A 24,228-nucleotide genomic window follows, 5' to 3' on the forward strand; every position below is an offset into this window, starting at 1 on the left:
GCGGGGCCAACAATGTATTGACTGTGGGGATCTTCTGGGCGCGGCCGCAATCTCTATCATGATGGCGGGGATGCGGTTACCGCCGTGCGCAACAGCTGTGGAGTTATCTACAACAATCGATGCAGCGAGGCGCCAGTTTATTCTGACGACCACGTTATGACATGCTCGTGGATTTACTCTGGTCGAGTGGCTGATCGCCATGCTGATCGGAGTATTTCTGATTGGTGGTGGCCTGAGCATCTTTGTAGCCTCTCGGGCCACCACTGAAGATGCCTTCGATCAGAGCGAGTTGCAGGAAAATGGCCGCATCGCCATGCGTCTGCTCACCCAGGACCTGAAATGGGCTGGCTTTTGGGGGGACTATACGGGTTCTCCCATGGCCGTGGGGCAGGGGGTTACGCTGAGTGCTGGGTCTAGTGTGCTTGCCGCAAATGATTGTCTGGACAATCTTGGGCGAGGCAGCCTGCCACCCAGTGTGGGAACAAATCGGGGGATCTGGGTCGCAGGGGTGGACAACAGCAGGGCGATTACGGGAGGGGCTTTTGCCTGTATCCCTGTGGCTTCGCGTATCGCCAATACGGATGTCATCAGCATCAAGCGGCTGATTGGTCTTCCGCTGGCGGATGCCGCAGCTACTGGCAATCGCTTTTATCTCGCCACAACGACCCAGGCGGCTCAGATGTTCAAGGAGGCATCAAGAATAGCAAAACTAGACCTATCTCGGCAGCCATGACGGCACGTCAACTCTGGGAATATCAGCACTTTATCTATTACCTTTCTCCCAATGCCGCCGGCAACCCTGAATTGAGAAAGCGTTACCTGACCGCAAATGGCGGATCGGTATTGATCTCCGGCCCCATGGCCGAAGGAATTGAACGGATGACGGTGCTGTTTGGTGTCGACGACAGCCCGGTGCCGGATGGTGAAATTGACCGTTATGTCGCGACCGCGAATGTCACTGAACAGGAATGGAGTGAAGGTCGGGTCGTGGCGGCACGCATCTTTATTCTGGTGCGCTCACTGCAAGCATCCAGCAGTTATGTGAATAACAATGTTTATCAGGTTGGCAGCACTAGCGTATCAGGCAATGGAGATGGTTTCCGCCGTCTGTTACTGGAAACCAGTGTATCGCTGCGCAATCCTGCGGTAATAGTGGGAGGTGGAGCATGAGATCCCAGCGCGGTGTGGCTCTGATCGTCGCCCTGATCATTTTGCTGCCCCTTACCCTGATTGCCGTGGTAGTGATGCAATCTTCGGGGCAAGACCTCAAGATGGCAGGCTCGTCCGCCAGCTTCCGACAGGCGGAGCATCGGCTCGAAGGCATCATCGAAGCGGCGATGCAGAGCAACAACATATCGACTGTGATTGCCGGCATGGGCGCCACTCTGGGGGCCAGTGCGGCGATCAGCGTCAATAGCAGCAATGCTTCGGCGGCTGTCGCTCTTACCAATCGCGCCGAAACCGTGTGCAAGCGAAAGATAGACGCCAGCAGCAACAATGTGATTCCTGCGTGCAAGTATGTCGAGCTGCAGGCCAATGTGAATTATGGAAAATATGTTCGCCCGTTGACTTGGATTGCGGGTGTAGAACAACCACTGCTCACAGAATAGGAGCGAAGGATATGTGGTTACGACAACTGGGAGTAATTTTATGCTGGTGTAGCCTTGTATTGTCGGTGACCTCGACAAGGGCTGATGACACCGAGCTTTTTATTTATGATTTCAACAAGGCCGGTGACTTTCGCCCCAAGGTGCTGCTGATATTTGATAACTCCGGCAGTATGGCTGACACCATGGAGCAGATCAAAGAGGTCTATAACCCTGCTACCGTGTATCCTGCATTGAGCAATGATCCGGACTCTAACAATAGTAAAAAGTACATTTACTATTCAACCGATGGCAGTATTCCTGCTATTAACACCAGCAGGCGATTCTCCGACAAGTTGAATGCTTGTGCGACTTCAAAAACTCCATTGTCGAATATTGGTTATTTTCAGTCGCAAATGTGGAGTTATGAGGTTACGAATGGTAACCCACCAGGAAGAGGGCGGGGTGAATGGAATTCACTCAGCGGTGATCAAGAGAACAATATCAATCTGGTAGATTGCAAGCAGGATATTACAGCAAGCAACCCGGCCAACCCCTACAGCGGAAGCTGGACGGTTGGGGCTGGTTATCCAGTAGACAAGGACAGTAGTAGAAGCGGCGAGTGGTTTTATACGGCCAATAAAAATAATGCTGTCAATGCCAGTAATACTGCTGTGACCATTTATTCTGCCAATTATATTCGCTGGTATCATGGCCCAACCGGATACTCAGAGGAATCTCGACTCCGCATTGCCAAGGATGCAGTGAAAGGCTTGATATCATCCACACCTGGGGTGGACTTTGGTCTGGCGGTATTTAATAGAAACAATGACACTGATAATAATGGCGGGCGTATTGTCAGAGACATATTAGGCAGTGAGATTACACTGGCAAATGGCAAGACGGGGGAGCAGGATCTGTTGGATCGGGTCGAAGCCCTGACTGCCAGCACCAACACACCGTTATGTGAGACGTTGAGTGAGGCATATCAATTCTTTGGGGGCAAAAGCGTTGTGTATGGACTGCAAGGTAGCCCGAGAGATACTACAGCCGAGAGTCCGACTGGTACCTATGAGGCACCCTATGATAACTGCTCAAATAACGGTTATGTCATCTATATCACCGATGGCGAGCCGACCCAGGATACTTCTTCAGATACCCTTGTGCAGGAGCTAATCAAGACCCTGAGCACGGATGAAAAAGCGGCCTATGGGACTGTGGTTTCTTATGGTTCTGGAAGAAACAGAGAAAACAGCTATCTGGCTGCCTTGGCTGGTTATATGAAGCACAAGGATGTCAATGCTGTTTCACCAGGGACCCAGACTGTGACCACCTTTACTGTCGGATTTGGTGATGAGGCTATCTCGGGGGCGGGTAATCTGCTGGCGGAGACGGCCAGGCGGGGAGGTGGTGAGTACTACCCAGCGACCGATGCCTCAGCCTTGACCGATGCGCTAAAGGCCTCTTTGCTAGCGATCCTGCGCATCAATACCTCACTGGTGTCACCTGCGATTGCCAGTAACAACTTTGACCGGACTCGCAGCCTTAACAATATCTATTACGCCATGTTTGAGCCGGATGACGGGCCCAGATGGCGGGGCAATCTGAAGAAACTGGTATTTTCCCCGGACGGTTATGTTGCGGATAGCCGAGGGCTGCCCGCCATCAAGTTTGATGGCACCATCATCGACAGCGCTCAGACCTTCTGGTCATCAGGTCGTGATGGCAACAAGGTGGCTGAAGGTGGGGCACAAGAGATGCTGGCGGGGAAAAGCACCCGCAGTCTCTATGTCATCAATAATGCCCAGAGCCGGCTCGATGCGCTGACCAAGGCCAATCTGGTGACTCAGGCGGGCAGTGAGGCGGCGCTCATGACTTTCATGCAGGCAGGCAGTACGACAGAACTCGATTCCCTGATCGACTGGACCAAGGGGTTGGATGTTGACGACGAAGATTTTGATACATCAACCCTGATCCGCACGCATATCATGGGCGATCCCCTGCACTCCCGGCCCCTGGTGCTGAACTATGGCCCGCAATCCGGCAACCCGGCCGATGCGCCTGATTTGCGGATCTTGTTTGGGACCAATGCGGGCTTCCTTCATATGTTCAAGGATATGGGCAGCACCATAGACGAGAGTTGGGCCGCCATTCCCTATGAGTTCTTGCCCAATCAGAGAGCATTGCGTATCAACGCAGAATCTGCGGATCATATTTATGGTGTTGACTCCTCTCCTGTCGCCCTCATCAAAGATGTCAATCGAAATGGGGTGTTGAAATCGTCCGAGAATGACTTCGTTTGGGTATTCACTGGATTGAGAAGCGGTGGAAAGGCCTATTACGCCTTTGATATCTCCAGCCCCGATACGCCGACGCTGAAATGGCGCCTGAACTCCCAAACGACGGGCTTCGGCGAGCTGGGTTTGACCTGGTCGGTGCCTGAGGTTGCCTTTGTGCCAGGGGTCACCACACCAGTCCTGATCTTTGCTGGCGGCTATGACGTGAACAAGAGTGCCCAGGGGCTGGGGGCGAATGACAGCATGGGTAGGGGGATCTATATCGTCAACGCCGAGACAGGGGCCTTGGTGTTCAGTGCGACCCCGGCAGCCACCTCAACCACAAATCTCCAGGTAACGGGGATGGCTGACAGCATGCCTGGCTCGGTGGCGACCCTGGATAGCGATGGTGATGGCAAGACTGACCGCATCTATGCAGGGGATACCGGAGGTAATATCTGGCGGATGGATCTCCCGAATGCCACCAAATCAGATTGGCGGGTATTCAAATTTGCCAGTCTGGGATCTGACAGCACTCAGGCCGCCGATCGCCGCTTCTTTACGCAACCTATAGTGGTGCGCACCATCAACAAGGAAGTGACACGTACAGTGGTGGGGGGGAATACTGTCTATTCCTACCAGGATCGCCCCTTTGATGCTGTGCTGATCGGCAGTGGTGATCGCAATCGGCCCTCCTCGGAAGCGACTGTCCGCAATGGTTATTTCATGTTGCGTGACTATGACGTCATGCCCCGCGCAACTACTGCACAGGCCAGAGATCCCATCCTGATTACCGATCTCTACGACGTGACCTCAGACCCCCTGTCGGCACAGACGACCAGTGATGATGTTCTGGCGACCAAGGCGGGGATCACCACAGCCAAAGGTTGGGTCAACTGGTTGAACGAGCCCGGCGAGAAGTCCATGGGGGCGGGTGTGGTGTTGCAGGGCAAACTTTACTTCACCTCGTTCCTGCCGCAGGTGCAGTCTTTCCAGCAATGCACCATTCAGTCTATAGGTGCGGCGCGCCAGTACATGGTGGACATGCACTATGGCAGCTCCTTCCGTTATGTGGTCGATCTCGATGGCAATGAAACGCCGGAACGCTACGTGGAAGTGCAAAACAAGGTGGCGGATGATCTGGTGGTGCATGCAGGGGATGATGCCAAGGTCCGTATCATTGGAGGAGGTGTTGGGGAGGAGGTGATTCTCAAGGACGAGGGTGACGGTGAGCCGGAGCGTTGTACTGGTGCCGGGGAGTGCAACCAGGGCGCGGAAGAGGCGGAAATGGACATGTCGCCCAAGAAAATTTACCTGTATGAAGGAGAGGCGCAATGAAACCACTGAGCACGGTGTTGGGCCTGAGCCTGTTGTTATCGGGAGCGGCGCTGGCGGAGGACATGAAGTGTTACGCCGAGCTGGCGAATGGACAGCGAGTCGTGTTGCATGGTCCTGTGACGGATACTTCTCCTCAGGCTGTACACGAGAAATTCAAGAAGAGAGGATATGAGGTCGACGGGGCAGTAGAGCCGGTGAAGACACTGTTGGAGTGCCGCCCGCTGGGGGAGAAGTTTCAGTCAAAGGAGGGACAGCAGCAGGACGCCAGCCAGTTACGCTAGTGAGCCGACGTTTTCAGGGGCAGACGTTGGCCTGGGTTGACTGGCTGGAGCGCCCCGATTGGGCAATGACCAAGTTGACTTGGGCATTGCCTGAGCGGCAGAGGCTGATAGTGGCATTGCTGCCGAGGCTGGTGCCATCCGGGCTGAAGGTGGTGGAAATCCGGTTGTTGGAGATTGTCAGTGTTCCGGCAAATGCAGCGGTTCTGGCCAGAAATTGATCGCTGTTATTCAAGATGTTGTCTGCCGGAGCATCATTATCGACGAATACCAGCAACTGAGTCGGGTTGGCAGTGACGCAGTTGTCGCTGGCATTGGCCAGGCAGGCGGTGACTGATTGCTGGTTGTCGATGGCTTGGCTGCGGGCAAAGCGCAGGTATTTCAGGAGAGTGCGTGATTCAAATCGCAAGCTGTTCTCACTGAGCAGACTCGACATGGCCGGTGCCCCAATCCCGAGCAAGATGACCCCGAGACTGACCGCTATCATCAGTTCCAGCAGAGTGAATCCTTTCACATCCTTGATCATGGCAAATATCTCCCTCGATTAGTTACATCTTATCTCCAGACAGCCAGAACACCAGCGCAAAGGCCAAGTGTTGAGCTGGCACAGCCAGCCCCTTTTCTTTATCATTCCCCATCATTTTCGAATTCAAGATGCATCGCCATGGCAAAAGCCCTCTCTCTGATGCTTGCCCAGTTAAATCTGACGGTAGGCGCTATCGAAGATAACTGTGACAAGGTGCTGGCTGCCGCCGCAGAGGCCGACCAGCAAGGAGCCGATCTGCTGGTCTGCTCCGAGCTGGCGCTGACCGGCTACCCGCCTGAAGATCTGCTGCTGCGCAGCGATCTGATGATCCGTGTGGAGGCGGCCCTGGCTCGTGTCGCGGCCTGGCAGGGTCGTTGCGCCATTCTGGTGGGCCACCCCTGGCGTGAAGGAGAGGCGCTCTACAACGCAGCTTCCTTCTATGAGCAGGGCAAGCTCATCGCCCGCTACTTCAAGCAGGATCTGCCCAACTACGGGGTGTTCGACGAGAAGCGTTACTTCACCGCGGCGAGCGATACCTGCGTAGTGTCGTTCCGTGGCCACCAGTTGGGGCTGCTTATCTGCGAAGATCTGTGGCAACCGGGCCCGGCACTCGCGGCAAAGGCGGCCGGTGCCGAGCTGCTGCTCACCATCAATGCCTCCCCTTATGATCAGGAGAAACCCTGGATCCGCCGCGAGCTGATGGCCGAGCGCTGCGAGCAGACCGGTTTGCCACTGGTTTACCTCAATCAGGTCTGTGGTCAGGATGAACTGATCTTCGATGGTTGCTCCAAGGTGTTCAACGGTCAGAGCGAGCTGACTCACAAGCTGGCTCCCTTTGCCGAAGAGCTTGCTCTGGTGCGCTTTGTCGACGGCCAGCCGCTGAAAGAGCGGGAACCCGCAGCGCCACTGGAGCCCCTAGCCGAGACCTATCAGGCGCTGGTGCTGGCGGTGCATGACTACGTCACCAAGAACGGCTTCCAGGGGGCTGTGCTGGGCCTCTCCGGTGGCATCGACTCCGCCCTGACGCTCGCCATCGCGGCCGATGCCATAGGTGCGGACAAGGTGCAGGCGGTGATGATGCCGTTCCGCTACACAGCCCAGATGAGCGTGGAAGATGCCAAGGAACAGGCAGAGCGGATGGGGGTCGAGTTCAACATCATCTCCATCGAGCCTATGTTCGAAGGTTTCATGACCCAGCTGGCGCCGCTGTTTGAAGGGACGGCCCGGGATACCACCGAAGAGAACCTGCAGGCCCGCTGCCGCGGTGTGCTCTTGATGGCACTCTCCAACAAGCGTCGCCGCATCGTATTGACCACCGGCAACAAGAGCGAGATGGCGGTCGGCTATGCCACCCTGTATGGTGACATGGCGGGCGGCTTTGACGTGCTCAAGGACGTACCCAAGACGCTGGTCTTCAAGCTGTGCGAATATCGCAACTCTGTCGACTACGTGATCCCGCAGCGGGTCATCGATCGTCCCCCTTCGGCAGAGCTGGCACCGGATCAGGTGGATCAGGACAGCCTGCCTCCCTACGACATTCTGGACGCCATCCTCAAGCGCTATGTGGAAGAAGATGCCTCGGTCGCCGACATGGTGGCGGAGGGCTTCGAAGAAGCCGTGGTGCGCAAGGTGATCCGTCTGGTGGATCTCAACGAGTACAAGCGCCGTCAGGCTGCCGTCGGGCCCCGCATCACGGCTCGCAACTTTGGTAAGGATCGCCGCTACCCCATTACGTCCGGGTTCGGTAAACAGAACTGGTAAGGAGTCACCATGAAGAAGATTGAAGCCATCATCAAACCGTTCAAGCTGGACGATGTGCGCGAAGCCCTGGCCGAGATCGGCATCAACGGCATGACGGTATCCGAAGTCAAAGGCTTCGGGCGCCAGAAGGGCCACACCGAGCTCTACCGCGGTGCCGAGTACATGGTCGACTTCCTGCCCAAGGTGAAAGTAGAGCTGGTGGTGCAGGACGAAGAGCTCGACGCCTGTCTGGAAGCGATCCAGAACACCGCCCGCACCGGCAAGATCGGTGATGGCAAGATCTTCGTCTGCGAGGTGGAGCGTGTCATTCGTATCCGTACCGGCGAAGAGAACGAAGACGCGATTTGATGTGATGGATGTGCCTCGAAACGACCAAAAACACGACGATGTAACCCCCTTGATCTCAGGGATGCGTCTCGTGGTGGCGGCAGGCCTGCTGATGGCGCTGACGGCTTGCAGCTCCCGGCCACCGGCCCAGCCGGAAAACCTGTGCCAGATCTTTCGGGAGAAGCCGGAGTGGCACAAGGCGGCACTCAAGATGAACGAGAAGTGGGGGACCCCGGTGCACGTGGTGATGGCCATGATGTATCAGGAGTCTTCCTTCGTGCACGATGCCCAGCCGCCGATGCAATACTTCCTCTTCATCCCGACCGGGCGTGCCAGCTCTGCCTACGGCTATGCCCAGGTCAAGGATGAGACTTGGGACGACTATCAGCGTGAGACAGGCAACGGCTGGAGCGATCGCGACGACTTCGCCGACGCCATCGATTTCATGGGCTGGTACACTAACAAGGCGCAGCGGCTCAACGGCACCTCCAAGTGGGATGCCTATGGCCAGTATCTCAACTATCACGAAGGCTGGGGTGGCTACCGGCGTGGCAGCTACCGCAGCAAGGGGTGGCTGATGAAGGTCTCCCGCAAGGTGGAGGCCCGTGCCCAACGCTACGGCGCCCAGTATCGACAATGCAAGGATCGGCTCCCCAGCGGGGGCTGGTTCTCGTAACCAATCAGGAGTCAGAAATGCCGTTATTGGACAGTTTTACCGTCGACCATACCCGCATGGCAGCCCCGGCAGTCCGGGTGGCCAAGACCATGCAGACCCCGAGCAAGGACACCATTACCGTGTTCGATCTGCGCTTCTGCGTGCCGAACCAGGAGATCCTCTCCGAGCGCGGCATCCACACCCTCGAGCACCTCTTTGCCGGTTTCATGCGTGATCACCTGAACGGCAACGGGGTCGAGATCATCGACATTTCCCCCATGGGCTGCCGTACCGGCTTCTACATGAGCCTGATCGGCGCGCCGGACGAGGCTCGCGTGGGTGCGGCCTGGCAGGCTGCCATGAGCGATGTGCTGACAGTGCAGGAGCAGGGGAAGATCCCCGAGCTGAACGAATACCAGTGCGGTACCTACAGCATGCACTCCCTGGAAGAGGCCCATGCCATCGCCCGCCACGTGCTGGAGCGCGGCATCGGCGTCAACCACAACGATGAGCTGGCGCTGCCGGAAGAGAAGCTGAAAAGCCTCTGAGCCGACGCGGTAAAGTTGAAAAGGCCGGTCATTGACCGGCCTTTTTTGTGTCTGATGTGCTCAGGAGGGAAGCGGCATCACCCGGTTGCGACCGAGCTCCTTGGCCTTGTAGAGCAGCTTGTCGGTGCGCTCTATCAGGGCGTCTGCCGTCTCCTGGCCATTGTATTCCCCCACACCGAAGGAGGCGGTGATGTGATCGATGCGCCGGCCCGATTTGCGATCCAGCAGTGACATCCGCTCTATGACCCGGCGCAGGCTCTCCGCCATCTGGCGGGTCAGTGCCAGAGCCCGGCCCGGCACCAGCAGGGCAAACTCTTCCCCCCCGAGCCGATAGGCAGTGATGCCCTCCTTGCTGACTTCCCGCAGCCGCTTGCCGACGATGCGCAGCACCTGATCCCCCAGCAAGTGGCCATATTCGTCGTTGAAATTCTTGAAACGATCGATGTCGGTCATGATCAACGAGAAGGGCTGCTTGTTGCGGATCAGGCTGTCCATCTCCAGATCGAAGGCGCGGCGGTTGAGCAGGGAAGTGAGGGCATCCTCGGTGGCCATCTTGCGCGTCTCGTTCAGCGCCGCCTTTAGCTCCTTGATCTCCTTCTCGGCGCTGCTGAGCTGGTTGCGAAAGTGCAGGGTAGACATGCGCACGTCCCGCGACTCGCGCACCAGCTCCCGCAAGATGGCCATGGTGTCGTCCAGGCTCAGCCCCTCGTCATCGATGAGGCTCAACTTGTCGAAGCTCTTGTCGAGCATCGCCTGGAACTGGCTGGTGTCGACCAGCGCATCCTGCATGGAGTGGCCGAGCTCGTTGGCCATGGCGACCAGATTGAGCTTCATGGTCTCCATCTGCTGTTCGTCCTGGCTGGCCAGATGCTGGTGATAGAGACGCTCACAGGTGGTGAGGGAGAAGGTGCCCTGCAGTTTTATGGCGTGATCGACGGCATTGTTCAGCTCGGGCATGGCGCCGGAGACGTAGTTGTACCAAAGATGAATAATTGTTCGGGGTGGTGGGGATTTGATACTTGATCATCAGGGGGACCGCCTGTTTCAAATAGGCGGCTGATTGGGCGAACGAGTCCTTGCTCATGAGTTCCGAGTCTCACATACCTGCAAACTTTGCCCAGTATGACAGAGAGATTGGGCAAAAGGCAGTCGATGGATGCCATTAGCTCCCCCCTTCGATATAATGTCTGCGTTACTACCTACCCTAAGGCCTGCTTATGTCTCAAAAAGATCCTTTCCTCCAACGCGAGGCCGAAAAATACGATAACCCCATCGCCAGCCGCGAGATGCTGCTGGAGCTTATCCGTGGTCATGAGAAACCCATGTCCCGGGAGGAGTTGGCCAAGGTCCTCAAGCTGACCGACGAAGAGCCGTTGGAAGCCTTGCGCCGTCGTCTGCGCGCCATGGAGCGCGATGGGCAACTGGTATTCACTCGCAACCAATGTTACGCCCTGCCGGATCGTCTGAATCTGGTGAAAGGCTATGTGCTCGGCCACAAAGATGGATTCGGTTTTCTGCGCCCCGAGGGTGGTGGATCGGATCTCTTCCTGAACAACCGCGAGATGCAGCGGCTGATGCACGGCGACTACGTGCTGGTGCAGCCCACCGAGATCGACCGCAAGGGTCGTCAGGAAGCGCGTCTGGTACGCCTGCTCAAGGCCCGCGAGGCTGACATCGTCGGCCGCTACTTCGTCGAGAACGGGGTTGGCTTCGTGGTGCCGGATGACAGCCGCATCGGCCAGGACATCATCATCCCGGAAGGGGAGAACAAGGGTGCCCGCCAGAGCCAGGTGGTGGTCGTTCGCATCACCCAGCGCGCCACCTCCCGCATCAATGCGGTCGGCACTGTGCTGGACGTGCTGGGCGAGAACATGGCCCCTGGCATGGAGATCGAGATCGCCCTGCGCACCCACGGCATCCCGCACACCTGGCCGGAAGAGGTGACCAAGGAGGTTGCCGGTCTGGGCGAGCAGGTGCCGGAGAAGGCCAAAGAGGGTCGCATCGATCTGCGTGCCCTGCCGCTGGTCACCATAGACGGGGAAGATGCCCGCGACTTCGATGACGCCGTCTTCTGTGAAGCCAAGCGCGGTGGCGGCTGGCGCCTGTGGGTAGCCATCGCAGACGTCTCCGCCTATGTGAAGCCCGGTACGGCGCTGGATGCCGAAGCCTATCAGCGCGGCAACTCCGTCTACTTCCCCGAGTTCGTGGTGCCCATGCTGCCGGAGGTGCTCTCCAACGGCCTCTGCTCCCTGAACCCGCAGGTTGACCGCCTCTGCATGGTGTGCGAGATGACCATCTCAGCCGCCGGCCGCATGTCCGGTTACAAGTTCTACGAAGCCGTGATGAATTCCCACGCCCGCATGACCTACAGCAAGGTGGCGGGGATCCTGGATGGCGAGCCCAAGCTGCGTCAGCAGTACGAGCCGCTGGTGGGTCACATCGAGGAGCTCAACAACCTCTACAAGGCGCTCAAGCACGCCCGTCACCAGCGTGGCGCCGTGGAATTCGAGAGCGAAGAGACCCGCTTCATCTTCAACGCCCAGCGCAAGATCGACCAGATAGTGCCGCTGGTGCGCAACGATGCCCACAAGATCATCGAAGAGTGCATGATCCAGGCGAACGTGGCCGCGGCCCGTTACATCGAGAAGAACGAAGCCTCTGCCCTGTTCCGGGTGCACGACCGCCCGGGCGAAGAGCGTCTGACCGGTTTCCGTGACTTCCTGGCCGAACTGGGTCTGGAGCTCAAGGGTGGCCTCGAGCCAGAGCCGAAAGACTTTGCCGAGCTGGCCGCCAAGTTTGAAGGGCGCCCGGATGCGGAGCTGCTCTCCACCATGCTGCTGCGCTCCATGCGCCAGGCGGTCTATCAGGCCGACAACATAGGTCACTTCGGTCTGGCGCTGAAGTCTTACGCTCACTTCACCTCGCCGATCCGTCGTTACCCCGACCTCATTTTGCACCGCGCCATCAAGTACCAGACGGCCAAGGAACAGCAGGGCAACCTGCGCCACAAGTGGACTCCGAGCGGTGGTTACCACTACCAGCTGGAAGAAGTGGATCCCATGGGCGAGCACTGCTCCATGACAGAGCGCCGTGCCGACGATGCGACCCGCGACGTGGCCGACTGGCTCAAGTGCGAGTACATGCTGGATCACGTGGGTGACGACTTCGACGGCGTCATCGCCAGCGTTACCGGCTTTGGCTTCTTCGTGCGCCTGGCGGATATCCACATCGACGGTCTGGTGCACGTCAGTACCCTCACCAACGACTACTACCAGTTTGATCCCCTGCACATGCAGCTGATCGGCGAGAACTTCCGCCGTCGCTACCGTCTGGGTGACAAGGTGCGCGTCAAGGTGATGGGCGTGAACCTGGACGATCGCAAGATCGACTTCGTGATGGTGGAAGCGCCGCTGACCGGCAAGGATGGCAAAGAGGTGGTGCGCAAGCCAGCCAAGGGTGGCCAGCGTCACGATAAACGCAAAGAGAGCAAGGATAGCGGCAAATCCGACAAGGGTGGCCGTGCCAAGCCCAGCAACAGACGACCGAGCAAGAAGGCTCGGGACAAGACCAAGAGCACTAAATGAGTACAGAACTGATCTACGGCATTCACGCTGTATCCGCGCTGCTGGAGCGCACCCCGGAGCGTTTCATCGAGGTATGGGCCCTCAAGGGCCGTGATGACGACCGGCTGCAACCCTTGCTGATCGAGCTGGAATCCCTCGGCATCAAGGTGCAGAGCGTGAACCGCAAGACGCTCGATGATAAAGCCGAGGGCAACAATCACCAGGGCATCATGGCCAAGGTGATAGAAGCGCCCAAGCTGGCCGAGCACGACCTGGCCAGCCTGCTGGACAGCCTGGCCGATCAAAAGGCCCAACCTTTCCTGCTGGTGCTCGATGGGGTGACTGACCCGCACAACCTCGGCGCCTGCCTGCGCAGCGCCGATGCGGCCGGGGTCCATGCGGTGATAGTGCCGCGGGACAAGGCCACCGGCCTGACCTCCATAGTGCGCAAGGTCGCCTGTGGCGCCGCCGAAGTGGTGCCGCTCATTCAGGTCACCAACCTGGCCCGCACCCTGCGTGAGTTGCAGGATCGCGGCGTCTGGATCGTCGGCACCGCCGGCGAGGCGGACCACGACCTCTATCAGGCCAAGCTGACCGGCCCTATGGCGCTGGTGATGGGCGCCGAGGGCAAGGGGATGCGTCGCCTGACCCGCGAACATTGCGACGAACTGGTGAGCATCCCGATGGCAGGGGCGGTATCCAGCCTCAACGTCTCGGTGGCGAGCGGCGTCTGCCTGTTCGAAGCCGTGCGTCAGCGCCGCAGCTAACGCCGTGATGACGGACAGACCTCCCTTTTGTTGGGACAGGGTCACAGATGAGCAGGAGGCCACGCGCCTCCTCTCTTTTGCCCGGCCGCTGCGGCTGGCCCCAAAAACCTGTCTCTGGCACGCCGGTGACAACCCGGATCTGCTGGTCAGGGTGGAGCAGGGGTTGCTGCGAGCCAAGGTGGTGCTGGCGGATGGGCGGGAGTACGTCAAGGAGTTCTACTGGGAGGGGGACGAGTTTCTCGACTTCCATCACCTGCTCAGTGGTGAACCCGCCCGCTATAGCGTGGAGGCGCTGGAACCCTGCCGGTTGCAGCTGTTCCAGCTGGCCGACCTGCGCCAGCTCTCCTGCTGGTCCGCCTGGTATCAGCACCTGCTGGCGGTGCAGCTGCGTATCAAGGAGGAGAAGGAGTTGCTGCTGTTGACCGAGAGCCCCCAAGCCCGCTACCAGCACTTCCTGCAGTGCTTCCCGGCCCTGGATGCCAGGGTGCCGGATCACCAGATCGCCGCCTATCTGGGGATCACCCCTATCAGCCTCAGCCGCATTCGCAAACGGCTTAAAAGTCTTAACCAAGGTTAATGCCGCCCTGGCGGTGCTCACCTATGCTGGCGGGCCTAACCGATAAGGAGTCGCCCATGAACTGGATCCTGAAACCCTGGTCTGAACTGACCACGGACGAGTTGTACGAGTTGCTGGCCCTGCGGGCCGAGGTGTTCGTGGTGGAGCAGAGCTGCCCCTTCCAGGATCTGGATGGACTGGATCGCCGCGAAGGGGTGCTGCACCTGCTCGGCTACGAGGGAGAGCATCTGGCAGCCTATGCCCGCATCATGGCCCCCGGCATCGGCGACGACAATGGCGCCGCCATAGGCCGGGTGGTCACATCCCCCCAGTCGAGAGGGGGCGGTCTGGGTCACAGCTTGATCGGCGAGGCGGTGACCGCCTGCACGGCCCGCTGGCCGGGTCACTCCATCTGGCTCGGTGCCCAGGCTCACCTGCAGGGTTTCTATGGCCAGCACGGCTTCGTGCCGGAAGGGGAGGGCTATATCGAAGACGACATCCCTCATATGGGGATGCGCAAAGCCCCCTGAGTTGATGGCAAGTCCTGGGAGCCTTCATGAGCTGGCTCCCATATTGCTGCGACGCAAACGGGTATGATCTCACACCCTTGTTGATTGGAACCCCGTCGTGACCCTCTCCATCTTCGCGGCCATCTTGCTGGCCGCCTTGTTGCACGCCCTGTGGAATGCGCTGGCCAAGCGCCAGGCCGAGGGGCGTGTCAGCGTGCTGCTGGTCTCCCTCTGCTCCGGCCTCTTCTCCCTGCCTTTCCTGCCGTTGGTAGGGTGGCCGGCCCCGGTCGAATATCCCTGGTTGGCACTCTCCATCCTGTTGCACTGCGGCTATTGCCTCTTTCTCGGCCGGGCCTACCGCTTGGGGGAGTTTGGCCAGATCTATCCGCTGGCCCGTGGCAGCGCCCCTCTGGTGACGCTGCTGTTCGGTGCCTTGCTGCTGGGGGAGGTGCCCGGTGTCGTGGCTGTGGCGGGGGCCATGGTGCTGGTGAGCGGAGTCTTGTTGATGGCCTGGCGTGGCGGCATCAGGCTGGCGCCTGCGGCCCTGTGCGCCGTGCTGATCACGGCGCTGTTTACCGCCGCCTATACCCTGTCTGACGGGGTCGGGGCACGCTCGGCGGGGGAGCCGATACGCTACACCCTCTGGCTCTTTACCCTGACGGCCCTGGTGATGCCGCTGCTGATGAGATGGCAGAGCCGCACCGCCTTGCGCAGCCTGACCCGGGCAGAGTGGTATTCGGGCGCTCTGGGTGGCGCCCTCTCGCTGCTCGCCTATGGGATCGTCATCTGGGCCATGACCCGGGCCCCCATCGGGCTGGTGGCGGCGCTGCGTGAGAGCAGCGTGCTGTTTGCCGTGCTGCTCTCCTGGCTCTGGCTGGGGGAGCGGCTGGGGCGGGTCAGGCTGATGGCGGCCTTGGTGATCCTCTGCGGCATACTGTTGATCCGGCTCGGCTGATGAGGCGAAGCCGGCTCGGTCGTTGACTCAGGGGGTGACTTCGGAGAGCAGGCTGAACCCCTCCTCTGCGGGGACGAGCCGCACCCTGACCTGACCCAGCTCCGCCAGAGTGCCGGCATGGGTACCGCCGCAAGGGATGGTCAGCTCTTGCCCTTCCAGGGTGCAGTGCCAGTAACGAGAGTCGATGATGGCCTCGCCAGCCCGCGAGCGGCGGATCTCGCCCCCCGCAGCCAGCCAGTCGGCGAGTTGCCGGTTGACCTTTTCTTCTATCAGCGCCAAATCCGCCAGCAGGGCCTCGCCGTTGACCCCCTTCTTGCGCAGGCTCTTGCCGATGCGGTATTGCTCCCGGGAGCCCATGGGCTCGACGCGCGAGCTCTGGATGGCGAGGCGGTCGAAGTCGGGCTGATCCAGCGCGTCGCGCTCGCTCACCTCCTTGCGCCAGTAAGGAACGAGCGCCCGGTTAAGGGCCAGCGCCACCAGATGGCAGCCGCTGTGGCCCAGACTCAGGGCGTGGCGGGCCTCGGCGTCCACCCTCAGTTCCAGCTGAGTGCCGATGGCAAGCTGATGGGAGCCGGCGAGGGGATGCACCACCACGAAGGCCCAGCCCTCGGCGCCCCGCTTGACCGGAATATCCTGATCCACGAACAGCCTGCCTTCCGGGCTGATGGCCCCCATCCGGCAGGGACCCACGGCCGCCTCGCCACCATCCCAGCGCACAGTGCCCACATCGCCAGGCTGATCGGGCCAGAGGTGGCTCTGGGGGTGGAAGGGGGTGAGGTCGGTGACCAGCAGGCTGGGTTGCCCCTGCTCGCAATAGACGACGCTAGCCTGTTCCTGATGATGGCCCAGCACGAAGCTGACTCGGGTATGTTCCATGGCAAGGCTCCCGCAACGAGAAAAAGAGAAGAGAAAGCGGCAGCATACGCCAAAGCGGGGGCCGGCTCATTAACCTCTGTTAACGAGCCGGCCCCAAGATGGCGGAGTGAGCACTAGATCGTGGTGACCAGCAGATAGGCGTTGAGGCCGATCACCAGGGCGACTATGAGGCGACCGACTGCCTGGGTCAGAGGATGGTTGCGATGCTCCCCCATCAGGGCGCGATCGCCGGTCAGGATCAGCAGCGGAATCAGTGCCAGCGCTATGCCAAAGCTCAGAATGACCTGGCTCAGCACCAGGATCTCGGTGGTGTTGAGCCCCATGGCGATCACCACGAAGGCGGGGGCCATGGTGATGGCCCGGCGCAGCCAGAGCGGTATGGTGAAGCGCACGAAGCCCTGCATCACCACCTGGCCTGCCAGGGTCCCAACCACTGTGGATGAGATACCGGATGCGACCAGGGAGAGGCCGAACAGGGTGGCGGCTGCCTGTCCCAGCAAGGGAGTGAGTGTCTGGTAGGCCGTTTCCAGCTCAGCCACCTGCTGGTGGCCCGAGTCGTGGAAGGCCGCGGCGGCCATGGCCATCATGGCCAGGTTGACGAAACCGGCTATGGTCATGGCGATGGCCACATCGACCCGGGTGCTGTGCAGCCGCTGGGACAGGGTTCCCTGATCCTGAGTGTGCTGGGTCAGCGCCGAGTGGAGGTAGATGACGTGGGGCATCACTGTCGCCCCCAGCACGCCGGCGGCGAGATAGACGGCATCGCCGTTGGGCAGGCCGGGGAAGAGGGCGCCTTCCAGCAGGCTGGGCAGATGAGGGCGGGAGAACACCAGCTCGACTATATAGGCGGCGGCCACGAACAGCAGCAGACCGCCCACCACGAATTCCAGCGGCTTCTGGCCGCGGGATTGCAGCATGAGAATGCCCCAGGTGACCACGGCGGTGATGCAGGCCCCTTCCAGCAGGGTTACCCCGAACAGCAGCTTGAAGCCCACCGCAGCGCCAATGAACTCGGCGAGATCCGTGGCCATGGCAATGATCTCCGCCTGTACCCAGTAGGCCCAGACCGCCGGTTTGGGCAGGCGGTCGCGGATGTGCTCCGCCAGGTTCTTGCCAGTGACTATGCCGAGCTTGGCGGAGAGGGTCTGCACCACCATGGCCATCAGGTTGGCCCAGACCACCACCCACAGCAGTTGATAACCGAAGGTGGATCCGGCCTGGATGTTGGTGGCGAAGTTGCCCGGATCTATGTAGCCGATGGCGGCGATGAAGGCGGGGCCAAGCAGGGTCAGCTTGAATTTGCGGGCCGGGATGGCCGTGGTCAATGCGGGTTGCATGGTGTCACCCTCCATAAGAGCATGGAGATAGCATAGATCTAAATGATAATTGTTATCAATTGAAGTTTTGCATCAAGGTCATCGACAAAAACATCTGTCGACGCCAGTTGCAGTGGGAGATGTGATTTCGTACAATACGCCGCCCTAGAAAGCAGCGTCTAAACACCACTATGTTCCTTGCCTCCGAGGTCTGGCTGCACCTGGGCGGAGGCTGAATTAATCCGTAAGGAGCTAAAATGCGTCATTACGAAATCGTCTTCATGGTTCATCCGGACCAGAGCGAGCAAGTACCTGGCATGATCGAGCGTTACACCGGCGCTATCACCACCGCTGGTGGCACCATTCATCGCCTGGAAGATTGGGGCCGTCGTCAACTGGCTTACCCGATCGACAAGCTGCACAAGGCTCACTATGTTCTGATGAACGTAGAAGCAGAGCAGGCCGTTATCGACGAACTGGAAACCAACTTCCGCTTCAACGATGCCGTTATCCGCAACATGATCATGCGCACCAAGCACGCCGTGACTGAAGTTTCTCCGATGGCCAAGGCCAAGGAAGAGCGCTTCACCCGTCGTGACGACGAGCGCCGCGAAGATGCTGTTGAAGCGTCTTCCGAAGAGTAATTCTTAGATCACCGCATTAGAGGATAAAGGCCATGGCACGTTATTTCCGTCGTCGTAAGTTCTGCCGCTTCACCGCCGAGAACGTTACCGAGATCGACTACAAAGATATCGTTACTCTGAAAAACTACGTCACTGAATCTGGCAAGATCGTACCGAGCCGTATCACCGGTACCCGCGCCAAGTATCAGCGTCAGCTGGCACGCGCCATCAAGCGTGCTCGTTACCTGGCTCTGCTGCCGTACACCGATCTGCACAACAAGTAAGAATCGGTCCGGCACTTAAGCCTAACTCAACTTTTATAGAGGAAAGGTAATGCAAGTTATCCTGCTCGACAAAATCGCCAAACTGGGCGGTCTGGGTGATCAAGTCGCTGTTAAAGCTGGCTACGCCCGTAACTATCTGATCCCGCAAGGCAAAGCCGTTATGGCTACCAAGGCCAACATCGAGACCTTCGATGCTCGCCGTGCTGAACTGGAAGCCAAGCTGGCTGCCGGTAAAGCTGCCGCTGAAGAGCGCGCTGCCAAGCTGGGTGAACTGGCTGCCGTTGTCATCGCCTCCAAGTCTGGCGACGAAGGCAAGCTGTTCGGTTCCATCGGTACCCGTGACGTGGCTGAAGCCATCACTGCTGCCGGCGTCGCCGTTGCCAAGAGCGAAGTCCGTATGGGCAACGTTCTGCGTAACACCGGCGAGTACGAAGTTGTTGTTCAGCTGCACGCTGACGTCAAGGCAACCGTACAGATCCAGGTTGTTGCTCTGTAATAGCGATTCGCTTTGCAGAAAAAACCCGCGCACATGCGCGGGTTTTTTTCTTTTTGAATCAAGAGGGGATCAAGGGGTAGAGTGAGGTTCTGTTCTTTTGGAGGAGAACCTTTATGGCAGCCTGGGTCGAAGGTCGGGTACTCGAGCGCATCGAGTGGACGCCCACCCTGTTTTCCTTGCGCATAGCGGCGGATCTCGCCCCCTACAAGGCGGGGCAATTTACCAAGCTGGCCCTGCAACGGGGCGAGCAGCGGATCCAGCGCGCCTATTCCTTCGTCAATCCCCCCTCAGCCCCCTATCACGAATTCTATCTGGTGGAGATCCCGGACGGCGAACTGACTCCCGCCCTCGGAGCCTTGCAATTGGGAGATACCTTGCTGGTTCAGTCCCAGGCCACGGGTTTCCTGACCCTGGACGAGCTCCCGCCTGGACGGGATCTCTGGCTGCTCTCCACCGGCACGGCCATAGGTCCCTTCCTCGCCATGCTGGCGGAGGGGGAGGCATTCGAGCGTTTCGAGAATCTGGTGCTGGTACAGGGGGTGCGCAAGGGGGAGGAGCTCACCTATCAGGGCCTGATTACCAGCCTGGTCGAGCAGTATGGACCCCGTTTTCACTATGTACCCTTCGTCAGCCGGGAACCCTGGCCCGGTGCGCTGCCCGGCCGGATCCCTGCGGCCATCGCCAGCGGCGAGCTGCAGGCCAGGGTCGGGCTCGCCTTCTCGGCCGAGCATAGCCAGGTGATGATCTGCGGCAATCCCGCCATGGTGAAGGAGACGCAGCTAACCCTGCTGGAGCTTGGTCTTGCCAAGAACCTGCGCCGGGCCCCCGGTAACATCAGCGTGGAAAATTACTGGTAGACGCCAGCAGGGGCGGTCAGCGGCCGACCTTGTCACAGTCGTGCTTGCCAGAGCTCTCGGCGCAGGCGTTATTGCCCTGTGGCGGCCGTCTCGCTCCCTGTGCTTCCTGGCGGGCGCCGGGATCCTGGGCGGCGCTGCGCCGGGCAAGAGGGGCTTCAAATGCGGCGCCGCTGTTCAGTAACCGGGCGAGCAGATGGGAGATGGTGTTGCGCATGATGGCCTCGATGACGGCTGGAGGAGAGGCAGTCTATCGCCGCCAGCCTTAACCGGGGCGGAACAGGATCCTGGCATCATCGTTGTGAATATTGTCAGAAATGGGCGGTGAACGTGCGTGAAATGGCCTGGTTCATACTTTTTTGCCAAGGGTATCAAGGTGTTCCATTGAGCCTGGGTTGGCAGAATGGCAGTTGCCTGTTCCCGGGGCTCGTGAGCCGAGCGTAGGATATGGCGGCCACCGCCTGCACAGGTGGCCGCATTCAGGGGCTGGGGCCCCTGAACCATCACTTGTTTTTGCCTTTCCCGTTTCCCTTATCCTTGTTCTTCCCGTTGCCGTGATTGTCCCAGTCGTCCTTGTCGTGGCCCTTGCCCGGGTTGTTGCCGCTGTGGATGCTGCGGTTGTAGTGATCGCGATACTTGCCATCCATGTTGTCACAGTTGAGCTTGATGCGGCTGCTGCGGGTGCTGACATCCAGGCAGTTGTCCTGCCACCAGCCATACTCCTTGTCGTCCCAATCCAGGCTGATCTGGCCTCGATCGGTGGAGATCTTGACGTCGTCGTTGTTCTTGGAGGGAGGGGCCGCAAAGGCGACGCCCTGGGCCATCAGCAGAGCGCACAGCAGGGTGTTCCTGTGCATGATGGCACTGCGCTTGAAGTGGGTCATATCAGAGATGCTCCTGGGGGGACGGGTTACTCTTCCTGGCTGGTCGGGATCTGGTTGCTGCTGGGGGGCTGGTTGCGGAGCGCCTCATCATCCAGATTGAGCTTCACGCCCTTGCAATCGGGTGAGGTCTCCTCACCGACCCCCAGATCCAGACAGCCGGTCTGCGACCAGTCAAATTGTGTGTCATTCCAGTCCAGTTTGAAGGTGAGCTCGTCAACGGAGAAAGTTTGATTCCCCTGCTCCTGAGCCTGGACCGATGAGGTGGAGGTGCCGGCAACCAGAAGAAGGGAGAGCAGCAGCTTAGTCGTTCTGTTCATGATGGCCTCGGATAATGGCAATAGGGAGTCAGTGTAGCGCGCCGGGCTGAACCCGGGCACAACGAAACATGCCCTTCAAGTCTGAGGTGGATTGTAGCGGTTTTCTGCTGCCGATTTGTCCGTTTTGGTCGCACTATGGACAGCTGGTTATCCATATGAAGGAATTCAGGTATTTGCCCTTCTCTCCGACCGCCCGCTGACTATAATCGGCAGCCAACTTTTCCTGCACGGCACTCCCTCTTCATCATGACCACACAGGCTCCTGCCGCATTGCGCTATCCCAAGGGCTGGTTCGCACTGACCACGGTGTACAGTTTTACCGGGTTGGCCATTCTGGCCTCCATCGTCTTCTCCCTGCTGCTGTTTCTCTCCATCGACGACAACCCGCTGATGAAGTGGCTGTTTGGCGGCCTGGCCATCATCTTCGAGCTGGGCAAGTTCTATGTCTGGTACGAGTATGGGGAGTGCAAGGCGCGCCGCGATCTCGGGGGGGCATTCTGGTCACTGCTGTTTTACAGCGTGCTGGCCGCCATCTCCATAGGGGGCAGCATAGGCGGCATCAACAGCGCCACCAACACCATACTGAGCCAGCAGGCACGCCACGAGCGGGAGATAGCCCGTTTCGACGAGCAGATCGCCAGCATAGAGCGGCAGATCCAGCTCAACGAGGAGGCGGCGCGCAAGTACATAGAGATGGCGCGTATCTCCAGCGGCGTGAGCGGATTGCAGCAGGCCAACACCCGGCTCAGGTTGAAGCAGGATGAGCTGCGCCAGGAGCGCGACGCCAAGCCTGTCAATGAGCAGTCCTCCATGCTGGGGCTGATGAGCAGCCTGGCGGACGGGGTGGGCATGAGCATCAGCCAGGTGCAGTTCCTGCTGGTCTGCTTCCTCTCGGTGTTGCTGGATGCGTTCGGTGCCTTTTTCGTCAGCCTGATCGGCGAGGAAAACCGCTTCCGCCGTCAATGGCAGTGGCTGCGGGCGCGGGAGCAGGCCGAGGCGCGCCAGATCGAATCAGCCGCCGCCGCGCCCATGGTGGTGAGCAGATCCGAGCCCGCACCGGCCGTGGTGGCCCAGGTGCGCAGCGCGCTGGAGAGCGGCGAGCTCAAGTGCAGCAAGCGCAAGGTGGCTGAGGCCCTCTCCCTCTCGCTGGAAGAGGTGGACAGGGTGTTCCACCATCTGCTGGCAGAGGGGGTGCTGGGGCAGGGCAGCAATCGCCACTACCACCTCAGTTCACAGGCGGGTTGAGATCCGGGCCACCTCAGGGTGGCCTTTTTGTTGCCGCAGGCGGCGTCAGTGGGTGAGCACCATCATCAGGCTGAAGAAGGCGGCGAGCCCCCCACCTATGCCGATGATCCAGTAAAACCCCTTGGCCCCCTGCTTGAGCGGGATGCGGAAGTAGAGCAGAAACGCCCACCACCCCAGGGCCAGCAACAGAGGAATAAGAAACATTCGAGCCATGGTGTCCTCGCTGTTATTCTGTTGATCCTTGATCAATCAACAGGATGGATTGTGCAATGACGCAGCTACAGATTACCGCATTCGGCGACCCCTCGGTACTTCGGCTCAACCCCTCCCTAGACAAGGTGCCCGCCGAGGGGGAAGTCCGGGTGCGCATCTGCTTTGCGGGGGTCAACCCCATAGATGCCAAGACCCGGGCCGGCCTCGGCTGGGCGGCGGCCCAGAACAAGGACAAGCTGCCCTGGACCCCGGGTTATGACGTCTCCGGCGTGGTGGAGAAGGTCGGCCCCAATGTCACCACCCTGGTGGAAGGGGATAAGGTGTGCGGCATGGTGGGCTTTCCCCTGACGGTCGGTGGCTATGCGGAGTCTGTGGTGGCGCGCGAGGACGAGCTGGTCAAGCTCGATGGGGTCAGCCTCAAGCAGGGGGCGGCACTGCCGCTGGCGGGCCTCACCGCCTGGCAGGGACTGTTCGAGCATGGAGCCCTCAAGGGCGGTCAGCGGGTGCTGATCCTGGCCGGTGCCGGTGGCGTGGGGCATCTGGCGGTGCAGTTTGCCGCCGCCTACGGGACCCAGGTGGTGGTCACGGCAGGGCCTGACAACCACAGCTTCCTGCACGGGCTCGGGGCCAGCCAGATGGTGGATTACCACGACGCCGACTGGCCTTCACAGGTGGTGGCTGGCGGCCCGGTGGATCTGGTGCTGGATCTGGTGGGCGGCGAGAGCGGCAAGGCGGCGCTGGCCTGCGTCAAACCGGGTGGCCGCCTGGTGACTGTGCCCACCATCACTGCCCAGCAGATCAAGGAGGCGGGGGCCGAGGCTGGCATAGAGGTGCTCGGCATGCTGGTCCACCCCGACAGCAAGCAGCTGACCCAGGTGCTGATGCTGCTGCGTCAGGGCGATGTGCATATCACCATCTCCGGCGAGTACCCGCTGGGGGAAGGGGCGCTGGCCCATCAGGCCATCGAGGGTGGCCATGTGCGGGGCAAGCTGCTGCTGCGCATGCCTGCCGCCGACGGCCAGCCCGGATGAACGACATTGCCGAGATGGGGCTGGGCTGGCTGTTTCTGAGCGCCTTCACCTCGGCCACCCTGCTGCCCGGCAGCTCGGAAGTGCTGCTGGGGGCCATGGCCACCCGGGGAGAGTGGAGCATGGCCAGCCTGCTGCTGTGGGCGACGCTGGGCAACACCCTGGGCTCCATGACCACCTGGTGGCTCGGCCGACTCGCCACATCGAAGAAAAAACCGGAAGATTTTCAAGGCCGTGGGGAACAAAAGGCGCTCACCTGGCTCAAACAACATGGTCACTGGTGCCTGCTGCTCGCCTGGACGCCGGTGATCGGCGATGGTCTCTGCCTGCTGGCCGGTTGGCTTCGCTTCTCCTTCTGGCGCTCTCTCATCCTGATCGGGCTCGGCAAATTGTTTCGTTATGCCCTGGTGTTTCTGCTGGCCAGCCAGATCTTCTAGCCCATTCTTG

28 protein-coding genes and 1 pseudogene are annotated in these 24,228 nt (G+C 59.8%); 21 read left to right on the plus strand and 8 right to left on the minus strand.

Features of this window, described 5'->3' with window-relative positions:
* Positions 1–199 precede the first annotated feature (199 nt).
* From ACF2JD_RS16085 to ACF2JD_RS16105, 5 genes are read left to right on the plus strand one after another with little or no spacing between them, the layout of a single operon-like run.
* On the plus strand, positions 200–733 hold the full coding sequence (locus ACF2JD_RS16085; RefSeq protein ID WP_440987774.1) for a PilW family protein: 534 nt from the start codon (positions 200–202) through the stop codon (positions 731–733).
* A complete protein-coding gene (locus ACF2JD_RS16090) occupies positions 730–1,170 on the plus strand; it encodes a PilW family protein (RefSeq protein WP_440987775.1) in 441 nt (146 codons plus the stop codon). Before ACF2JD_RS16085 ends, ACF2JD_RS16090 begins: the two co-directional genes overlap by 4 nt.
* Positions 1,167–1,610, plus strand: a complete 444-nt coding sequence (gene tppD / locus ACF2JD_RS16095) for a type IVa pilus pseudopilin TppD (RefSeq protein ID WP_408752034.1) — start codon at positions 1,167–1,169, stop codon at positions 1,608–1,610. Before ACF2JD_RS16090 ends, tppD begins: the two co-directional genes overlap by 4 nt.
* An 11-nt stretch (positions 1,611–1,621) precedes the next feature.
* Positions 1,622–5,200: a pilus assembly protein gene (locus tag ACF2JD_RS16100; RefSeq protein WP_408752036.1), complete on the plus strand. Its 3,579-nt coding sequence runs from the start codon at positions 1,622–1,624 to the stop codon at positions 5,198–5,200.
* Positions 5,197–5,481 (plus strand): TapY2 family type IVa secretion system protein, encoded by a 285-nt coding sequence (locus ACF2JD_RS16105; protein ID WP_234690111.1) that lies wholly within the window; start codon positions 5,197–5,199, stop codon positions 5,479–5,481. Before ACF2JD_RS16100 ends, ACF2JD_RS16105 begins: the two co-directional genes overlap by 4 nt.
* A 13-nt stretch (positions 5,482–5,494) precedes the next feature.
* Here ACF2JD_RS16105 and ACF2JD_RS16110 read toward each other — a convergent pair whose 3' ends face one another.
* Positions 5,495–6,004, minus strand: coding sequence for a GspH/FimT family pseudopilin (locus tag ACF2JD_RS16110; protein ID WP_106884981.1), 510 nt, complete (start codon positions 6,002–6,004; stop codon positions 5,495–5,497).
* Between the two features lie 138 nt (positions 6,005–6,142).
* Here ACF2JD_RS16110 and ACF2JD_RS16115 point away from each other — a divergent pair, with 138 nt between their 5' ends.
* The 4 genes from ACF2JD_RS16115 (at position 6,143) to luxS (ending at position 9,295) form a co-directional block, all read left to right on the plus strand.
* Positions 6,143–7,765 (plus strand): NAD+ synthase, encoded by a 1,623-nt coding sequence (locus tag ACF2JD_RS16115; protein WP_440987776.1) that lies wholly within the window; start codon positions 6,143–6,145, stop codon positions 7,763–7,765.
* 9 nt (positions 7,766–7,774) lie between these two features.
* Positions 7,775–8,113 (plus strand): nitrogen regulatory protein P-II, encoded by a 339-nt coding sequence (gene glnB / locus ACF2JD_RS16120; RefSeq protein ID WP_025325723.1) that lies wholly within the window; start codon positions 7,775–7,777, stop codon positions 8,111–8,113.
* Positions 8,114–8,174: 61 nt separating this feature from the next.
* A complete protein-coding gene (locus ACF2JD_RS16125) occupies positions 8,175–8,768 on the plus strand; it encodes a transglycosylase SLT domain-containing protein (RefSeq protein ID WP_163149504.1) in 594 nt (197 codons plus the stop codon).
* A gap of 17 nt (positions 8,769–8,785) precedes the next feature.
* Positions 8,786–9,295 (plus strand): S-ribosylhomocysteine lyase, encoded by a 510-nt coding sequence (gene luxS, locus ACF2JD_RS16130; protein ID WP_106884978.1) that lies wholly within the window; start codon positions 8,786–8,788, stop codon positions 9,293–9,295.
* Between the two features lie 60 nt (positions 9,296–9,355).
* Here the strand turns inward: luxS and ACF2JD_RS16135 are convergent.
* Positions 9,356–10,379, minus strand: a pseudogene (locus ACF2JD_RS16135) (GGDEF domain-containing protein).
* Positions 10,380–10,512: 133 nt separating this feature from the next.
* Here ACF2JD_RS16135 and rnr point away from each other — a divergent pair.
* The 5 genes from rnr (at position 10,513) to ACF2JD_RS16160 (ending at position 15,645) form a co-directional block, all read left to right on the plus strand.
* Positions 10,513–12,879 carry a ribonuclease R gene (rnr, locus tag ACF2JD_RS16140; protein WP_106884977.1) on the plus strand — a complete coding sequence of 789 codons (2,367 nt, stop codon included), beginning with the start codon at positions 10,513–10,515 and terminating at the stop codon, positions 12,877–12,879.
* Positions 12,876–13,625: a 23S rRNA (guanosine(2251)-2'-O)-methyltransferase RlmB gene (gene rlmB, locus ACF2JD_RS16145; RefSeq protein ID WP_168236413.1), complete on the plus strand. Its 750-nt coding sequence runs from the start codon at positions 12,876–12,878 to the stop codon at positions 13,623–13,625. Before rnr ends, rlmB begins: the two co-directional genes overlap by 4 nt.
* A 7-nt stretch (positions 13,626–13,632) precedes the next feature.
* Entirely contained in the window at positions 13,633–14,202 is a 570-nt protein-coding gene (locus ACF2JD_RS16150; RefSeq protein ID WP_168236414.1) for a Crp/Fnr family transcriptional regulator, read from the plus strand.
* A gap of 56 nt (positions 14,203–14,258) precedes the next feature.
* The gene (locus tag ACF2JD_RS16155; RefSeq protein ID WP_168236415.1) at positions 14,259–14,711 is read left to right on the plus strand and encodes a GNAT family N-acetyltransferase; all 453 of its coding nucleotides are present in this window, start codon (positions 14,259–14,261) and stop codon (positions 14,709–14,711) included.
* A gap of 97 nt (positions 14,712–14,808) precedes the next feature.
* On the plus strand, positions 14,809–15,645 hold the full coding sequence (locus tag ACF2JD_RS16160) for an EamA family transporter (protein WP_408782143.1): 837 nt from the start codon (positions 14,809–14,811) through the stop codon (positions 15,643–15,645).
* Positions 15,646–15,672: 27 nt separating this feature from the next.
* Here the strand turns inward: ACF2JD_RS16160 and ACF2JD_RS16165 are convergent, their stop codons facing one another.
* Positions 15,673–16,521 carry an alanyl-tRNA editing protein gene (locus tag ACF2JD_RS16165; protein ID WP_234690105.1) on the minus strand — a complete coding sequence of 283 codons (849 nt, stop codon included), beginning with the start codon at positions 16,519–16,521 and terminating at the stop codon, positions 15,673–15,675.
* Positions 16,522–16,634: 113 nt separating this feature from the next.
* Positions 16,635–17,858, minus strand: coding sequence for an Nramp family divalent metal transporter (locus tag ACF2JD_RS16170; protein ID WP_440987777.1), 1,224 nt, complete (start codon positions 17,856–17,858; stop codon positions 16,635–16,637).
* Between the two features lie 236 nt (positions 17,859–18,094).
* Here ACF2JD_RS16170 and rpsF point away from each other — a divergent pair, with 236 nt between their 5' ends.
* The 4 genes from rpsF (at position 18,095) to ACF2JD_RS16190 (ending at position 20,097) form a co-directional block, all read left to right on the plus strand.
* Entirely contained in the window at positions 18,095–18,481 is a 387-nt protein-coding gene (gene rpsF / locus ACF2JD_RS16175; protein ID WP_005331771.1) for a 30S ribosomal protein S6, read from the plus strand.
* 32 nt (positions 18,482–18,513) lie between these two features.
* On the plus strand, positions 18,514–18,744 hold the full coding sequence (rpsR, locus tag ACF2JD_RS16180) for a 30S ribosomal protein S18 (RefSeq protein ID WP_005313392.1): 231 nt from the start codon (positions 18,514–18,516) through the stop codon (positions 18,742–18,744).
* A gap of 49 nt (positions 18,745–18,793) precedes the next feature.
* Complete coding sequence (rplI, locus tag ACF2JD_RS16185) at positions 18,794–19,240, plus strand: 50S ribosomal protein L9 (protein WP_005331773.1); 447 nt, start codon at positions 18,794–18,796, stop codon at positions 19,238–19,240.
* Positions 19,241–19,353: 113 nt separating this feature from the next.
* The gene (locus ACF2JD_RS16190; protein ID WP_163135559.1) at positions 19,354–20,097 is read left to right on the plus strand and encodes a ferredoxin--NADP reductase; all 744 of its coding nucleotides are present in this window, start codon (positions 19,354–19,356) and stop codon (positions 20,095–20,097) included.
* 16 nt (positions 20,098–20,113) lie between these two features.
* On the opposite strand, the gene ACF2JD_RS16195 is transcribed toward ACF2JD_RS16190, so the two are convergent.
* The 3 genes from ACF2JD_RS16195 to ACF2JD_RS16205 all read right to left on the minus strand — a co-directional run bounded on the left by ACF2JD_RS16195 (position 20,114) and on the right by ACF2JD_RS16205 (position 21,295).
* Complete coding sequence (locus tag ACF2JD_RS16195) at positions 20,114–20,311, minus strand: hypothetical protein (RefSeq protein ID WP_440987778.1); 198 nt, start codon at positions 20,309–20,311, stop codon at positions 20,114–20,116.
* A 286-nt stretch (positions 20,312–20,597) separates the two neighbouring features.
* On the minus strand, positions 20,598–20,978 hold the full coding sequence (locus ACF2JD_RS16200; RefSeq protein ID WP_429169910.1) for a hypothetical protein: 381 nt from the start codon (positions 20,976–20,978) through the stop codon (positions 20,598–20,600).
* Positions 20,979–21,004: 26 nt separating this feature from the next.
* The gene (locus ACF2JD_RS16205; protein WP_171275434.1) at positions 21,005–21,295 is read right to left on the minus strand and encodes a hypothetical protein; all 291 of its coding nucleotides are present in this window, start codon (positions 21,293–21,295) and stop codon (positions 21,005–21,007) included.
* Between the two features lie 246 nt (positions 21,296–21,541).
* Between ACF2JD_RS16205 and ACF2JD_RS16210 the strand changes: the two genes are divergently transcribed.
* Positions 21,542–22,540 (plus strand): Preprotein translocase subunit SecY, encoded by a 999-nt coding sequence (locus tag ACF2JD_RS16210; RefSeq protein ID WP_408837210.1) that lies wholly within the window; start codon positions 21,542–21,544, stop codon positions 22,538–22,540.
* Positions 22,541–22,585: 45 nt separating this feature from the next.
* On the opposite strand, the gene ACF2JD_RS16215 is transcribed toward ACF2JD_RS16210, so the two are convergent.
* Positions 22,586–22,753 (minus strand): hypothetical protein, encoded by a 168-nt coding sequence (locus tag ACF2JD_RS16215; RefSeq protein ID WP_162472074.1) that lies wholly within the window; start codon positions 22,751–22,753, stop codon positions 22,586–22,588.
* 56 nt (positions 22,754–22,809) lie between these two features.
* On the opposite strand from ACF2JD_RS16215, the gene ACF2JD_RS16220 reads away from it, so the two are divergent.
* The gene (locus tag ACF2JD_RS16220) at positions 22,810–23,784 is read left to right on the plus strand and encodes a zinc-binding dehydrogenase (protein WP_440987779.1); all 975 of its coding nucleotides are present in this window, start codon (positions 22,810–22,812) and stop codon (positions 23,782–23,784) included.
* Positions 23,781–24,218, plus strand: coding sequence for a YqaA family protein (locus tag ACF2JD_RS16225; RefSeq protein ID WP_106884967.1), 438 nt, complete (start codon positions 23,781–23,783; stop codon positions 24,216–24,218). The genes ACF2JD_RS16220 and ACF2JD_RS16225 overlap by 4 nt, the downstream gene beginning before the upstream one ends.
* The last annotated feature ends 10 nt before the right edge of the window (positions 24,219–24,228 follow it).

The organism is Aeromonas ichthyocola, assembly GCF_046087985.1.
GTDB lineage: Bacteria > Pseudomonadota > Gammaproteobacteria > Enterobacterales > Aeromonadaceae > Aeromonas > Aeromonas rivipollensis.

Bases quoted from the DNA above. Each gene is read 5' to 3' on its own strand.
- ACF2JD_RS16085 (WP_440987774.1), top strand. From the start codon at position 200: ATGCTGATCGGAGTATTTCTGATTGGTGGTGGCCTGAGCATCTTTGTA.
- ACF2JD_RS16090 (WP_440987775.1), top strand. From the start codon at position 730: ATGACGGCACGTCAACTCTGGGAATATCAGCACTTTATCTATTACCTT.
- tppD (WP_408752034.1), top strand. From the start codon at position 1,167: ATGAGATCCCAGCGCGGTGTGGCTCTGATCGTCGCCCTGATCATTTTG.
- ACF2JD_RS16100 (WP_408752036.1), top strand. From the start codon at position 1,622: ATGTGGTTACGACAACTGGGAGTAATTTTATGCTGGTGTAGCCTTGTA.
- ACF2JD_RS16105 (WP_234690111.1), top strand. From the start codon at position 5,197: ATGAAACCACTGAGCACGGTGTTGGGCCTGAGCCTGTTGTTATCGGGA.
- ACF2JD_RS16110 (WP_106884981.1), bottom strand. From the start codon at position 6,004: ATGATCAAGGATGTGAAAGGATTCACTCTGCTGGAACTGATGATAGCG.
- ACF2JD_RS16115 (WP_440987776.1), top strand. From the start codon at position 6,143: ATGGCAAAAGCCCTCTCTCTGATGCTTGCCCAGTTAAATCTGACGGTA.
- glnB (WP_025325723.1), top strand. From the start codon at position 7,775: ATGAAGAAGATTGAAGCCATCATCAAACCGTTCAAGCTGGACGATGTG.
- ACF2JD_RS16125 (WP_163149504.1), top strand. From the start codon at position 8,175: ATGCGTCTCGTGGTGGCGGCAGGCCTGCTGATGGCGCTGACGGCTTGC.
- luxS (WP_106884978.1), top strand. From the start codon at position 8,786: ATGCCGTTATTGGACAGTTTTACCGTCGACCATACCCGCATGGCAGCC.
- rnr (WP_106884977.1), top strand. From the start codon at position 10,513: ATGTCTCAAAAAGATCCTTTCCTCCAACGCGAGGCCGAAAAATACGAT.
- rlmB (WP_168236413.1), top strand. From the start codon at position 12,876: ATGAGTACAGAACTGATCTACGGCATTCACGCTGTATCCGCGCTGCTG.
- ACF2JD_RS16150 (WP_168236414.1), top strand. From the start codon at position 13,633: ATGACGGACAGACCTCCCTTTTGTTGGGACAGGGTCACAGATGAGCAG.
- ACF2JD_RS16155 (WP_168236415.1), top strand. From the start codon at position 14,259: ATGAACTGGATCCTGAAACCCTGGTCTGAACTGACCACGGACGAGTTG.
- ACF2JD_RS16165 (WP_234690105.1), bottom strand. From the start codon at position 16,521: ATGGAACATACCCGAGTCAGCTTCGTGCTGGGCCATCATCAGGAACAG.
- ACF2JD_RS16170 (WP_440987777.1), bottom strand. From the start codon at position 17,858: ATGCAACCCGCATTGACCACGGCCATCCCGGCCCGCAAATTCAAGCTG.
- rpsF (WP_005331771.1), top strand. From the start codon at position 18,095: ATGCGTCATTACGAAATCGTCTTCATGGTTCATCCGGACCAGAGCGAG.
- rpsR (WP_005313392.1), top strand. From the start codon at position 18,514: ATGGCACGTTATTTCCGTCGTCGTAAGTTCTGCCGCTTCACCGCCGAG.
- rplI (WP_005331773.1), top strand. From the start codon at position 18,794: ATGCAAGTTATCCTGCTCGACAAAATCGCCAAACTGGGCGGTCTGGGT.
- ACF2JD_RS16190 (WP_163135559.1), top strand. From the start codon at position 19,354: ATGGCAGCCTGGGTCGAAGGTCGGGTACTCGAGCGCATCGAGTGGACG.
- ACF2JD_RS16195 (WP_440987778.1), bottom strand. From the start codon at position 20,311: ATGCGCAACACCATCTCCCATCTGCTCGCCCGGTTACTGAACAGCGGC.
- ACF2JD_RS16200 (WP_429169910.1), bottom strand. From the start codon at position 20,978: ATGACCCACTTCAAGCGCAGTGCCATCATGCACAGGAACACCCTGCTG.
- ACF2JD_RS16205 (WP_171275434.1), bottom strand. From the start codon at position 21,295: ATGAACAGAACGACTAAGCTGCTGCTCTCCCTTCTTCTGGTTGCCGGC.
- ACF2JD_RS16210 (WP_408837210.1), top strand. From the start codon at position 21,542: ATGACCACACAGGCTCCTGCCGCATTGCGCTATCCCAAGGGCTGGTTC.
- ACF2JD_RS16215 (WP_162472074.1), bottom strand. From the start codon at position 22,753: ATGGCTCGAATGTTTCTTATTCCTCTGTTGCTGGCCCTGGGGTGGTGG.
- ACF2JD_RS16220 (WP_440987779.1), top strand. From the start codon at position 22,810: ATGACGCAGCTACAGATTACCGCATTCGGCGACCCCTCGGTACTTCGG.
- ACF2JD_RS16225 (WP_106884967.1), top strand. From the start codon at position 23,781: ATGAACGACATTGCCGAGATGGGGCTGGGCTGGCTGTTTCTGAGCGCC.